10 protein-coding genes are annotated in these 13,404 nt (G+C 63.4%); 4 read left to right on the forward strand and 6 right to left on the reverse strand.

All coding sequences use genetic code 11. The features are described from left to right. Positions 1-156 precede the first annotated feature (156 nt). Entirely contained in the window at positions 157-1,599 is a 1,443-nt protein-coding gene (locus tag O0879_RS16015; RefSeq protein WP_289917384.1) for an IgA Peptidase M64, read from the reverse strand. Between the two features lie 209 nt (positions 1,600-1,808). Between O0879_RS16015 and O0879_RS16020 the strand changes: the two genes are divergently transcribed. Then, positions 1,809-2,411, forward strand: coding sequence for a TetR/AcrR family transcriptional regulator (locus O0879_RS16020; protein WP_289917387.1), 603 nt, complete (start codon positions 1,809-1,811; stop codon positions 2,409-2,411). 8 nt (positions 2,412-2,419) lie between these two features. Next, entirely contained in the window at positions 2,420-3,616 is a 1,197-nt protein-coding gene (locus tag O0879_RS16025) for a DUF418 domain-containing protein (RefSeq protein WP_289917389.1), read from the forward strand. Here the strand turns inward: O0879_RS16025 and O0879_RS16030 are convergent. The 3 genes from O0879_RS16030 to O0879_RS16040 all read right to left on the reverse strand — a co-directional run bounded on the left by O0879_RS16030 (position 3,607) and on the right by O0879_RS16040 (position 8,841). Next, entirely contained in the window at positions 3,607-4,860 is a 1,254-nt protein-coding gene (locus O0879_RS16030) for a cyanophycinase (protein ID WP_251350229.1), read from the reverse strand. The genes O0879_RS16025 and O0879_RS16030 overlap by 10 nt on opposite strands. Before the next feature lie 150 nt (positions 4,861-5,010). Continuing rightward, entirely contained in the window at positions 5,011-7,800 is a 2,790-nt protein-coding gene (locus O0879_RS16035; RefSeq protein ID WP_289917390.1) for a TonB-dependent receptor, read from the reverse strand. A gap of 33 nt (positions 7,801-7,833) precedes the next feature. Then, positions 7,834-8,841 (reverse strand): MurR/RpiR family transcriptional regulator, encoded by a 1,008-nt coding sequence (locus O0879_RS16040; RefSeq protein ID WP_289917393.1) that lies wholly within the window; start codon positions 8,839-8,841, stop codon positions 7,834-7,836. Between the two features lie 202 nt (positions 8,842-9,043). Here O0879_RS16040 and O0879_RS16045 point away from each other — a divergent pair, with 202 nt between their 5' ends. Together O0879_RS16045 and O0879_RS16050 are read left to right on the forward strand one after the other, a co-directional pair. Beyond that, on the forward strand, positions 9,044-10,180 hold the full coding sequence (locus O0879_RS16045; RefSeq protein WP_289917890.1) for a succinylglutamate desuccinylase/aspartoacylase family protein: 1,137 nt from the start codon (positions 9,044-9,046) through the stop codon (positions 10,178-10,180). A 4-nt stretch (positions 10,181-10,184) separates the two neighbouring features. Then, the gene (locus tag O0879_RS16050) at positions 10,185-11,573 is read left to right on the forward strand and encodes a YfcC family protein (RefSeq protein ID WP_289917395.1); all 1,389 of its coding nucleotides are present in this window, start codon (positions 10,185-10,187) and stop codon (positions 11,571-11,573) included. Positions 11,574-11,600: 27 nt separating this feature from the next. Here O0879_RS16050 and O0879_RS16055 read toward each other — a convergent pair whose 3' ends face one another. Both O0879_RS16055 and O0879_RS16060 read right to left on the reverse strand, forming a co-directional pair. After that, on the reverse strand, positions 11,601-12,806 hold the full coding sequence (locus O0879_RS16055) for an alpha/beta hydrolase (protein WP_289917397.1): 1,206 nt from the start codon (positions 12,804-12,806) through the stop codon (positions 11,601-11,603). A 141-nt stretch (positions 12,807-12,947) separates the two neighbouring features. Then, complete coding sequence (locus O0879_RS16060) at positions 12,948-13,373, reverse strand: GNAT family N-acetyltransferase (RefSeq protein ID WP_289917892.1); 426 nt, start codon at positions 13,371-13,373, stop codon at positions 12,948-12,950. Positions 13,374-13,404 lie beyond the last annotated feature (31 nt).

Here is a 13,404-nt window from a genome sequence, read left to right on the forward strand (position 1 = left end):
AAGCAAAGCGCGCAGGTGAGCGACAATTGGTATTGCCTGGAAAACAAGCAGCGCTGGGCAGGGGCAGAAGGCAGGCGGTGGGGAGAAGCAGAAAGGGGGCCATGCTATTGCGATGCAACATGACCCCCATGCATTACGGATGCGGCAGGAGCGGCATTATTTGCCCGGCGCCGCGGCGGGACGCGAATACAGGTCGATGATGGTGCTGATGCCATCCTGACACACGGAGCAGAACGTCTCGCTGCGGTCGAACATGATGCACTGCATCTCGGGCCGGTAGTAGCCGGACGACTCGTAGTTCGCGCCTTCGAAGGCGCCCACCGCATGGCGCTGCGGCGCCTTCGAGAACAGCTGCTGCGTGTAGGCCAGGTCGGCCTTGAACAAGTCGCTCATCTCGCTTTCCGGGCGGTTGGCCGCGCGCAGGGCCGCGCGCTGCTTCTGGTATTCGCGCGCATGGCTGTCGTATGCTTCCTTCGGCCATGGCGTCGGCAGCGGCGTGCCGGCCTTGACGTGATTCTTCCATTTCAGCCTGGCCGGATCGCGCAGCGCCGTGGCGTTCGGCTCCCACGGTTCCTGCCGCTCGCCATTCGACTGATAGGCCACGGGCGAGGTGTAGTACTCGTCGGCCAGGCCGGCGAAATGGTGGCCGAATTCATGCACGAACAGGTAGTTGGCCCAATCGTTATTCGCTGCCGCCGTGCTGAACTGGCCGAAGATGCCGCCGCCGCCGTAGGTATCGTTGTTGACGAGGATTTCGATGAATTCATACGGCGCGTACTGCGCCAGGTCGCGCAGCGCGCGGTTATCCGTCGTCAGCACATAGCGCTCGCTGCCGAAGATGTCGTAGCGCGTGCCCAGCGGCGACGCGTGATGCACGCCCGTCGAGGGGCGCGACACGCCCGACTCCTGGGTCGGCGCGGCCATGGCCCACACGTTGAAATCCTTGGCCCGCTCGCGGAATGGCGAGACCGTGAAAAGATGCTCAGCCAGCTTGCGCGCCGTCGCTTCGAACTTGCCCATTTCGGCGGCCGTATAGCCGTCGCCCATGATCAGCAGGTCGACCTTGTCGGGCGATGGCCCGCTGATGCGGATCGGGATCGGCTTGACGGGCGCCGGCGGCTGCTTGCGGATCACGTCCTGCGCGGCAGGATCGACATCGGTACTCCACACAACGGAAAACAGGCCGCGCTCGTCGCGCTTGAGGATGCGCACGCGCACGGGGTGTTCGGGCTGCGGAAAGCGCACGGATTCCTGGAAGGCGCGCGTGGTGGTCTTCGCTTCATCCGTGCTGGCCCATTCGCCGAAGATGGTGGAAAAACCGCGCGAGTACAGCACCTTGCCCGACTTGATGTCGACCACTTCCAGCAGGTTGTTGCCGCGGTTGCTGTCGTCGATGGGACGCGCCGGGTTGCCCGGCCATGGCAGGGGCTCGACCAGCACGCGCTCGACCGCATAGTGCTCGCCCAGCGCATTGCCGCTGTGCTGGTAATCGAGGCGCATGGTGGCCGGCTGCGGCGCATAGGCTGCCTGCACGGCAGGGACGATGCCTGCGGCCAGCGCCAGCGCGCAGAGGAAGGATCGGATCGGAGTCTGCTGCATGTCATTCCTAAAACGGTAGAAAAACAGGTGAAGGGAACGGTTTTCCAAACAATCGGCGGGCCTGCCGGCAGGCGCGGGAAAAACCGCTGCGGCACATTGTAGCGACAGGAGGCAAGCGTGCAAAGCGCCCATTTCACGCGATTCGCTTGACCATGCGATAGAATCGATTTATATTAGACTGACTAGTCGATTAATTAAAGGAAAGAGCCATGCGCACCATCGATCCCGGCAAACACGCGGCTCGCCGTGACGCCATTCTCGCCGCCGCGCGCCACTGCTTTGCGCGCAAGGGCTTTCACCAGACCAGCACCGCCGTCATCTGCGCGCAGGCGGGCATGAGTCCCGGCAACCTGTTTCACTACTTCCCCACCAAGCAAGCCATCATCGCCGCCATCGTCGACGAGGAAGGCAGCGAGACAGCCGCCTATTTCGCCGGCGTGCAAGGCAGCGCCGATGCCTACGGCGCCCTGCTCGACTTCATGGACCTGGTGCTGGCGCTGGCGGCCGATGACGACTTTGCGGGGCTGGCGCTGGAAATATCCGCCGAAGCGATGCGCGACGCGGATATCGCGGCCAGGGTGGCGCGCAACGACGCCAGCCTGCGCGGCGGCTTGCAAGCCTTGCTGGAAGAAGCGGCATCAGGGGGCCAGGTCGACGCCGCGCTGGACGCCGCGCAAACGGCCAGCTGGATCGCCGCGCTGATCGACGGCATCTTCAACCGGGTCGCCGTCGATCCCGATTATGCACCGCTGGCGCAACGCGCCAGCCTGCACCTGCTGCTGGCGCGCTTCCTGCGCCCTGCCCTGGCATGAGCGCCGCCATGCAAGCCCCGCCCACACGCATCGCCGACGTCGACGCCCTGCGCGGCTGCGCCCTGTTCGGCATTTTGGTCGTCAATATCGGCGCCTTCGCCACGCCCTGGTTCGGCCTGGGATTGACCGATCCCGCCTTTCACGGCGGCGTGGACCGCGCCACGCACTTTATCGTCGCCCTGCTGTTCGAAACCAAGTTCTACCTGCTGTTTTCCTTCCTGTTCGGCTACAGCTTCACCTTGCAGATGCAGGCGGCCGCACGCGCCGATGCGCCGTTCGTGCCGCGCATGCTGCGCCGACAAGCGGGCCTGTGGCTGATCGGCGCCCTGCATGCCGTCTTCCTGTTTCATGGCGACATACTCACGACCTACGCTCTGCTGGGCATCGTGCTGCTGGCGCTGCACCGCTGCGGCGAGCGCCAGGCACTGTTCCTGGCGTTGATACTCGTCGCCGTCTGCGTGGCATTCTGGGCAGGCATGGCCTGGCTGCAAAGCCTGCAGCCGGCGGGCGACGCCGCGGACAACGCCGTGGCGATGGCGCAAAAGGCGGCAAGCGCGCTGGCCGCCTACCAAGCCACGCCAGTCGCCGTCGTCCATCAGCACCTGCGCGAACTGGGTGAAATCTGGATCGTCCTGCTGCTGGTGCAGGCACCGTGCGCGCTGGCCATGTTCCTGTGCGGCCTGGCCGCCGGCAAGCGCGAGATGCTGCTGCACGCAAGCGATTACCTGCCGCTGCGCCGCCGCCTGCTGTGGGCCGGAGCGCTGGCGGGATTGCCCGGCGCCGCCTTCTACGCGTGGACCTCCGTGTATGGCGATAGCCAGGCATGGCAGGTGGCGGGACTGGCCGTGGGCCTGGCGAGCGCGCCACTGCTGGCGGGCGCCTACCTGGCGCTGGCGCTGGCCCTGTTCGAGCGCCTGCGCGACGGCACGCTGTTTGCGCTGCTGGCGGACACGGGCCGCATGGCCCTGTCGAACTACCTGCTGCAGTCGGCCATCTGCGCCGTGCTGTTCCTCGCGTATGGCGCGCGGCTGATGGGCAGCGTGTCGCCGCTGGGCGCGCTGGCGCTAGCAGCTATCATCTTCGGCCTGCAGCTGCCATTGAACCGCTGGTGGCTGCGCGGCCACGCGTATGGCCCCGTCGAGTGGCTGCTCAGGGCCTTGACGATCGCCGCGTGGCCGCGCTGGCGGCGCACCGCTTACTTGTAGCGGTACAGGGGCTGGCGCAGCTGGATGGGGCGGATGTCGAGGCGCAGTTTCAGTACCGAATACGCTTCCGCCTCGGTCGAGCTGTAGCCGACGCTGTTGACCGTTTTACTGAAGCGGAACTCGAAGCCCAGGTCCGGATATGGGTCGCGCGGGTTGCCGAAGGCGATGCCGATGGCTTCCTGCTGCGCGTTATCGATCAAATTACCCATCAGGTCGAGCACGGCGTTATTGCCGAGGATATCGTTGGTGAACACGGGTTCGCGCATGTCGGGCTGGTTCGGATCGAGCTTGTTGTCGGCCTTGTCCGGCGAGGGCGTAAACACGCGCGTGACGAGGTTGAATTTGTCGCCCCGGTCCAGGTAGCTGATGGCCGCATTGCTGATATTGAAATTTTTCACGCCGCGGTCGCTGATGGCGCCCGACAGGTCGATCAGCAGGGCCCCGCTGTAGCCGATGACTTCCACGTCGCGCATGGCGTCGACCACCATGGCGCTGTTTTCATCGATGCCCAGCCCGAGGTGATAGCCTTTTTTCAGCATCACGGGAATCATGCGCGCAAAGCGCCCGCGCACCAGCAGATGCTGGTCCACAAAAACATCGCTGCCGATGAAGCCCAGGCCCGGCGCGATCTCGCGGCCATCCGTCACGCCCATCTTGAGCATGTCGAGCACGGGTTTGGCGTCGTAGAACATGGTGGTGCTCATGATGGCGGCACCGGCGCTGGAACCGGCGATCACGCCGCCATTGCGATAGACCGACCAGATGGCTTCCAGCGCGGCCGTGCGGCTGCCGTCCGGCCGCAGCAAGGCTTGCGTGATGCGCCCCTGGTCGCCGCCGGCAAAATAGATGCCGCTGGCCGACTTGATCTGCGTGACGATGGCCGGGTCTTCGGCGGCCTTGCGGTAATCCCTGTTCGGCAGCTTGACGGCCAGCGGCACGAAAAAGGCATCGGCGCCATATTGGTTCAGCTTTTTGATGATGCTTTCGCCCGATTTTTCCGGGTTCATCGCGGCCGAGGCCAGCACGGCGATGCGCGCGCCTGGCCCGCCCGACAACTTGACGATGCGCTGCCAGACTTCGGCATTGTCGGCGCGCAGGCCGCCGCCGATGATGACGAGCGTCCCCTGCGGCGCACTGCCGATGGCGCTGCCGCCGGGCGCCGCCACGGCTTGGACGCTGCACAATGCCAGCGCGAACAGCAGCGCGGCGCACAATTGTTGATACAGGCTTGAAGATGATTTCATGGTGCCTTTCGAATACAAGGAAAGTGGCGCATATTTTTGTTGATACAGGCACGCGCCCTTGCTGCCAAAACTGCTGCTTGCAATCCAACGCCATCGCACTACGATACTACTTGCTGCATATGACAGCGTTGTTGCGGTATCTCCAATTTTTTACTTAAAACTGTAATTGGCGCTGGCATAAAAGCGCCGGCCGCGCGGATCCGTATAGGTCGGGTCATAGCCGGACAGGAAAAAGTAGGCCTGGTTCGAGTATGGCGGGCTGGTATTAAACAGATTCTGTATGCCTGCGCGCAGCTTGAACTGCTTGCTGACGGCATACGCGCCCGACATGTCCCACAGCGTGTAGGCCTTGACCCGATTCGGCTTGACGACGCTGCCGTCATCCGTGTTGATGGCCGAGTTCTGGTCATCGTAGCTGCTCGAATAGGTGTTCGACAGGCTGGCCGAATACGGGCCATGGTCCCAGTCCAGGGTAATCGTATGGCGCCAGCGCTGCACCACGCCGTCCGTGACGAATTTATTCAGGTTGCTGATAAAGGCATCGCCGGGGCTCGTCTGGATTTTCGAATCGAGCACGTAGGTGCCGCTCAGGTGGGCGCCGAAACGTCCCCAGGCCGTCTTTACGCCATGCAGGTCGGCCGTAATATCGATGCCCGTAGCCTTTTGCGCGCCGCGGTTTTCCTTGCGCAGCTCGATGTAGTCGATTTCATTGTCCTCGTTGCGATGTACGAGGTCGCCGTACTTGGCCAGGTTGCCGAGGATGATGTCGTCGCCAATTTCGCTGATCAGGTCCGTGCGCTTGATGTTCCAGTAATCGAAGCTGAAGGTCCAGTGCTGGCTCGGCTCGAGCACCACACCGGCCGTGAACTGGCGGCTGCGCTCCGGCTTCAGCTTGTCGTTGCTGTAGCGGCGCGTATCCCAGTTTTGCGCGCAATCGGCGTAGTTATTCTCCACAGTGGCGCATAACACGGGATCGGGCAGGGTCGCCGTACTGCTGTAGACGGTGGGTCGGTGCAAGTCCGACATCGATGGAGCGCGGAAACCCTTGCCGGTGGATGCCCGCATCAGCACCTGCTTGCTGGGCATGTAAGTCAGACCGATCTTCGGACTGAGGGCGCCGCCTACCTGCTGGTAATGGTCGTAACGGCCAGATAACTGCGCCTGCCACTGCTTGGTGAACGGCAGCAGCAGTTCGCTGTAAATGGCTTGCACAGTGCGGCTGTCGCTGGTGTCCTTGCCGCCTTCCGGCGCCGAATCGTCATTGATATTATTACTCATCAGTAATTTGGAAAGACGGAACTGCGTACGTTCGCGACGCACCTCTCCGCCAACGGCAAGGGCCATGTCGCCGCCACCCATGGCCATCAGAGCGCGTGACGCCTTGAAATCAAGCGCATCCATGACGCCGCGCGCGTGGCGCACTTCATCGTTGACCTGGATGCTCTCAATCAGTGCCAGGCCCTCGGCACTGGAAGGCCCGAAGGGATTGATGCTGCCATCGGCGATACCTGCGCGCAGCTTGTCCTTCAGCAGATAGCCTTTGGTATCACGGTCCCTGACGGTATTGACGCTATGATTCAAACCCACGTCATAATCCCATCCCGCCACTGTACCGGTCGCCCCCACCACGAAGCGCTGGCTTTCGCTGGTCAACTCACTGGTGCGGTTGCCCGCCTCCTTCAATCGCATGCGGACTTCCAGTTCGCGCTCCACCTGCTTGCCATCGTCATCCAATATGGTATCAAAACTGGTATTGGCGAATTGCGGCACCTTGCTGTAATCCAGGTAACCGATCACCCGTGTCGACGACGCGACATAATTGGTACGCGAACGGCTCAACGCCACCTCCGCATATACCTGATGCTCCGGGTTCAGCTTCAACACGCCCCGCGAAAGAAAATTCTGCTTCTCCGACTTCGGATACAACTCCGTATCGCGCATGTAATCGTAGGTACAGCCGTCGACGCCGCCAGTGCCGTTGGGCAGGTACAAATTGGCGGGTGGATTGCAGTCCGGGATGGACAGGTTGATTTGCCGGTTGGTGATCGGCTTGCCGTTCAACAGGAAGCCGATCTCCTGCAGGTGATCGCGCTGGGCGCCCGACAGGCGGATATTCGCCGGGCTGGTAAAACTCGACAGCAAATGGCCAAGGCGCTCGGGCACGCTCAGGTTCGGGATGAACTTGCGCTGCGAGGTGCTGAGGCGGTCCGTCTGCTGCGCGTCGAACACGGCGAAGATATTGTAGCCATCCGTGGCCAGGTCGCCCGTACCGGCCGTGATGCTGACCGTGCGCTTGCCGGCGCCGCCTTCCTGAGTGCCGCTGCCGTAGGCATTCAGCTCCACACCCTGGTAATCCTTGCGCGTAATGAAATTGATGACGCCGCCGATGGCGTCCGTGCCGTACAGGGCCGAGGCGCCGTCGAGCAGCACTTCCACGCGCTGCAGCGCGGCGGCAGGAATATTATTCAGGTCCACGCCCGCATCGTCGCCGGGCGAGGCAAAGTTGGCCATGCGCCGGCCATTGAGCAGCACCAGCGTGGATGACGTGCCCACGCCGCGCAGATTGGCACTGTTGAAGCCGCGCTGGTCGCCGCCGATATTGATGCTGGCGCCATCGGTCAGGCCGCCCACGTTGGCCGACACGCGCGCCATCAGCTCGGCCGCCGTCGTCACGCCCGCCTTTTCGATCTCGGCGCGCGTGATGATCTGCACCGGCAGCGCCGTTTCCGATTCCAGCCGCTTGATGGCCGACCCCGTGATTTCCACGCGCTGCATTTTTTTCGGCGCCGCGTCTCCGTCCTGTTCCTGCGCCAGCGCGCCATTGCCCAGCATGCCCAGCGCCGCCGTCACGCTCAAGGCGCCCAGCGCCAGGCGCACGGCATGCGCAAGTGCCGCTTCACGTGGCAGTGCAGGCTCGCCCTGTTGTTTTTCCCTATGCATTCCAACTCTCCCCAATGGTATTGACCCTGATTTTTATAATGACTGCTTTTTATGGACTGCCTTGCGCTGCTGTGCTGCTGTTTTCCTGGGAGCCTGCACCCCATGCTCGCCGCCATACAGGTAGGCGGCGATCACTTCGCTCAGGCGTGCGGCCTTGTCGACGTTATCCTTGTTCGACACCATCAGCGCCACGGCCAGCGCCTCGATCATGGCCAGCGCCGTGCTGGCGCTGCTGGGTAGGACGGGATGCGTGCTTTGCGCAAATAGCGCATGACCGGCCAGCTCGGCCAGCGGCGAGGCAGGCGAATCGGTGAGCGCCACGATGCAGGCGCCGCGGTCGCGCGCGAAGCTGGCCAGGCCAATGCAATCGAGCGTATAGCGGGGAAACGAAATCACCACCAGCACGTCCTGCGCCGTCAGGTTGACCAGGTGCCCGGCCGCCACTTCCGAGCCGCCGATGCCCACCACTTCCACCACATGCGGGCAGAACGGCTGCAGATGCTGCACCAGCATGCCGGCCAGGTTGGCAGACAGGCCAAAACCCATCACATACACCACCTTGGCGCGCGTCAGGCGTCGCACCACGACGTGCATGTCGGGCAGCGACAGGGCGGCGGACGTGGCGGCGATGTTCGCGGCCGCATATTCCAGGCTTTCCGTGACGGGCGAGGTGGCGCGCGCGCGCCGCTCTATCGTATGGCGCAGCTTGTCGACGGGCTGCAGCAGCGATTGCAGGGTTTCGGCCATGGCGCCGCGCATGGCCGAATAATTCTTCTGGCCGATGTCGCGCGCAAAGCGGCTGATGGTGGCCGTCGACACCTGGCAGCTGTCGGCCAGTTCCTCGATGCCCAGCGCAATAACGCGCATCTGGTTGCGCAGCAGGTAATCGGCGATCTGCCGCTGCGAAGCCGAACCGCTGGCCAGCACGTGCATCAGCGCCTGTCCCAGCGGAGACTGCGCGAAGGCGGCATCGGGCGATGACAGCGCGGCGGCAGGTGGCGTGCGGGCGCTGCTTCTGGCAGGACTGGCGGATGCTTTCATATCACTGGCGGCCTGTGTTCTTGGATACTGCGGATGAATGGCGGAAAGGCGAAATCGGGTCGCTGAAACTTACTGTACTCATATCAAAAAGAAAACTCAACAAATATTTGTAAAAGGATTTTCATTGATTTACTTCGTGAAAATAATGCTACATAATCGACCGAAATCCATCAACCGCGCCCCGTTTTGGGGCGAATTCACCATGCAAGTACAACAGCATCCCATCTCCACCGCGCACGCCAGCGTAGCGTGCCAATTGAGCAGCTTCCACTTCGGCAGTGCGGCCGCCGCTAGCCGCAGCGGCAAGAAGGTGTACATCCAAGCGGCGCTGCATGCGGATGAAGTGCCGGGCATGCTGGTGTCGCAATTTTTACGCCGCGAGCTGCTGGCGCTGGAAGCGGCGGGCAAGATCCACGGCGAAATCATCCTGGTGCCGGCCGCCAATCCGATCGGCCTGGCGCAAGCCATCCATGGTGCGCCGTTCGGGCGCTTCGACCTGACCACCGGCATCAACTTCAACCGCGCTTACCGCCACGTGGCCGATGAACTGAAAACCACGCTCGATGGTCTGCTGGGACAGGATGCGCAAGCCAACGTGGCGCTGATACGCGAACATGCGCGCGCCGCCGTCGCCGCCTGGCGGCCGGGCACGGATGCGGAAACGCTGAAGAAAACCCTGCTGGGCATGGCCATCGACGCCGACATCGTGCTCGACCTGCATTGCGACAACGAGGCGGCCCTGCACATTTATACGGGCACGCCGCTGGCCGCGCAGATCGCCCCCCTGTCCGCGTTGCTGGGCGCGCGCGCCGTGCTGCTGGAACTGGCGGCCGGCGAAGAACCGTTCGATGAAGCCTGCAGCCGATTGTGGTGGGATCTCGACGCGCACTTCCAGGGCCGCTATCCGATTCCCGCCGCCTGCCTGTCGACCACCGTCGAGTTGCGCGGCGAAGTGGAAGTGAGCTACGCCCTGGCCGAACGCGACGCCACCGCCCTGCTGCGTTTTCTCGCCATCGAGGGCGTGCTGGAGATAGCCGGCGCCGGCGACGACCTGCCCGCGCCGCAATGCAAGCCGACGCCGCTGGCCGGGGTAGAGCCGATCCTCGCGCCGCATCATGGCGTGCTGGTCTACCTGCGCGAAATGGGCGACGTACTGGCCGCCGGCGATGCGGTGGCCGACTTGATCGACCCCGTCAGCGGCGAAACGACGACCTTGCGCTGCACCGTCGCCGGCGTCTTTTTTGCGCGCAGCGCCCACCGCCACGTCCTGCGCGGCATGAACGTCGGCAAGGTCGCCGGCACTGTCGCTTTCCGCGGCGGCAGCCTGCTGAGCCAATGACGCCATGAGAAAATTCAAGCTCCCCAATACCTTCGTCCTGCTGTGCGGCATCCTGGCCATGATCGCCCTGGCCACGTGGCTGGTGCCAGGCGGGAAATTCGATACGCAACTGGTGAACGGCAAGCAGCTGATCATCCCCGGCACGTTCCACTATGTCGACAACAAGCCGCAGGGACTCGCCGCCCTGATGATGGCGCCCATCAAGGGCTTCGTCGACGCCAGCCTGATCATCGGCTTCGTACTGATCGTCGGCGGCGCCTTCGCCGTGCTGCAAAAAACGGAAGCCTTCGATTCCCTGATCAAGGCAATCGCCAAGGCGCACACCAGTTCGCGCTTCGTGCGCGCCGCCATCATCCCCGTCTTCTTCACCATGTTCTCGCTCGGCGGCGCCACCTTCGGCATGAACGAGGAAGCCATCCCCTTCATCCTGATCTTCGTGCCGCTGGCGCTGGCCCTGGGCTATGACACCATCACGGGCGTATCGATTCCCTTCATCGGCTCGCAAGTGGGATTTTCCGCCGCCTTCCTGAACCCGTTCAATGTCGGCATTGCGCAAGGCATCGCCGGCGTGCCGATCTTTTCCGGTATCGGCTATCGCCTGATCGTCTGGGCCATCGCCACGGCGGTCAGCATCGTGTTTCTGATGTGGTACGCGGCGCGCATCAAGCGCCATCCGGAAAAAAGCCCCACGTACTTGCTCGACATCGAAAAGCGCGGTGAGCACTCGATGGACCTTGACAGCTTTGCCGGCATGACGCGCACGCACCGCACCGTGCTGTGGATTTTCATGGCGACCTTGCTGACGATGGTCGTCGGCGTCGTCAAATACGACTGGTTCATCGATGAAATCGCCGCCCTGTTCCTGGTGATGGCCATCGTCGTCGGCCTGGTGGGCCGACTCGACATGGACAGCCTGGTGGCGTCCTTCGTGCAAGGTGCGCGCGACATGGTCAGCGTGGCGCTGGTCATCGCGCTCGCGCGCGGCACCATGATCCTGGCGCGCGACGCGCAGATCATCGACACCATGCTGCATGCATTGACGCCCCTGGTGGCCTCGTCGAGTCCCGTCTTCGCCGCGCAAAAGATGTTCTTCATGCAGTCGGTGATCAACTTCTTCATCCATTCCGGCAGCGGCCAGGCCGCGCTGACGATGCCCATCATGGCGCCACTGGCCGACCTGGTGGGCGTGACGCGCCAGACTGCCATCCTGGCTTTCCAGTTCGGCGAATTCACCACGCCGATGATTCCCACGTCCGGCATCACCGTCGGCGTGCTGGCGCTGGCGCGCGTGCCCTGGATTACGTGGGCCAAGTGGATGATCCCGCTGCAGCTGATTTACCTGGTGCTGGCGCTGCTGCTCCTGATTCCCCCCTGCCTGATGCACTGGCAGTAAGCACGGCGAGACAGCGTCGCCGTGGCTTTATTTGCGATACGCCTGTCCGTACGCGCCGTCGGCGCCGCCCTTCGCCCAGTCGGCCATCAGGTCGTAAAACCCGGGCGTGATGACGGTGGGCTTGCGCGTTCCATCGGGCGCCTGAACGTAGCTGCGCATGCCGTGATCGGCCTGCGGGAAGAGGTAGACAGAAATGGCCTGGCCCTGGCCGCGCAACGCCGTCAGGCGTTCGACGGTGACGGCCGGCGGCGCCTGGCGGTCGTCCTCTGCCAGGGCCCATAACTGCGGCACCGCGATCTGGCGCAATGCCTGCACGGGATCTTGCGACCAGTCGACACCGAGCTTGTCGAACTGCGGTATGCCGTGCTTGCGGAGTTCCTCGGCCTGCATGCCCAGCAACACGCCCGTGTAGCCGCCCTTGATGAGGGCAAACCACGGCTCCTTGCCAAACTGCCGCTGGAATGCCGAGAGGTCGTCCAGTCCATCCTGGTAGCCGGATTTGACGATTCTTGCCGTGATATCCGTCCCCATCCTGGCCTTGGCGACGACGTCGCCGCCATAGCCCTTGTCCTGTAGTTCCCTGGCAACCTGCGCCGCATCCTGCTCCGCGATATCGACCGCCAGTCCATAGCCGATGCCGAGAAATTGCGCCTTGGCACGCGCCTGCGCCAGTGGGGCGATCCAGCCGCCCTGGCTCAGGCCCATCAGGCCGAAACGCCCATAACGTCCTTGCGCCAGCCGTTTTGCTTCGCGCGACGCGGCCACCAGATCATCGGCCAGGCGTGGAAAATTCTGCGTATATTCACCTTCGGACAGCCCGGTACCGCGCTTGTCATACACGAAAACGGACACGCCCCGTCCCACCATCTGATAAGGGTCGCGCGCGCGGTCGATCCAGCCGCTGCTTTCGGAACCATGGGCATACACGACCAGTGGCGTGTCCTTGCCGGCGCCCGGCGCTTCCATCAAGCGGCCCGCGAGCATGACGCCATGCGATGCAAAGCGCGTATCCGATTCGGCCAAAGCCACTTTCGGCCAGCGCTCCTTGCCGCGGACAAGCACGGCGTCCTTTCCGCACGCGATCAGTGCGCCGGCATCCTGCGTGTTGCCGACGGTCCCGTCGCTGAAGGTGTAGCCGTAGCCTTTCGCCCCCTTGGTGAGGGCGACGAAGCCCGTCTGGTCCTGGCGAAAAATGCCCGTCTCGCAAGGCGCCGGGCTGAATGCCTCCGGCATGGGCGCAGCAGTCGCCGAGAACGATACGGCAAGCAAAGGCCAGAGAAAGAAAGAGGTCATGGAGTCAGCGTCCGGTAGGGGGATCAATACAATGGAAATGGCAGGGCAGGACCGGAGCCGCGCCCAAACCGCGCCAGCCGTTCAACGCCGGTACATATCCGGAAAATACCGCTCCATCAGCGTCTCCGGCCGGAGCGGCGCCGTAAAGCCGTGGCGCGCATACAAGCCATGCGCCGTGCTGGTGGCCAGCATGAAACGGCGCAAGCCCTGCAAGTCGGGATGTGCCATCACGGCCTCCATCAGGCGCTTGCTGTAGCCGCGGCCGCGGTACTCTTCCAGTACATACACGTCGACCAGATAGGCAAACGTGGCATAGTCGCTGACCACGCGGGCAAACGCCACCTGGCGGCCGTCCAGCGTGCCGCCGAAGCAGAGCGAATGGTCGATCGCGCGCTGTACGGTGGCCAGTGGGATGCCGCTGGCCCATGCCGATTGCGTGCTGAGAAAATGGTGAATGGCTGGAACGTCGAGTTCCGCCTTGTCGCTGCTGATCTTCAAATGTGACATCACGCTGTCCGCCTGTCGTGGAAAAAACCGA

The organism is Janthinobacterium sp. SUN120, assembly GCF_030397735.1.
GTDB lineage: Bacteria > Pseudomonadota > Gammaproteobacteria > Burkholderiales > Burkholderiaceae_D > Janthinobacterium > Janthinobacterium kumbetense.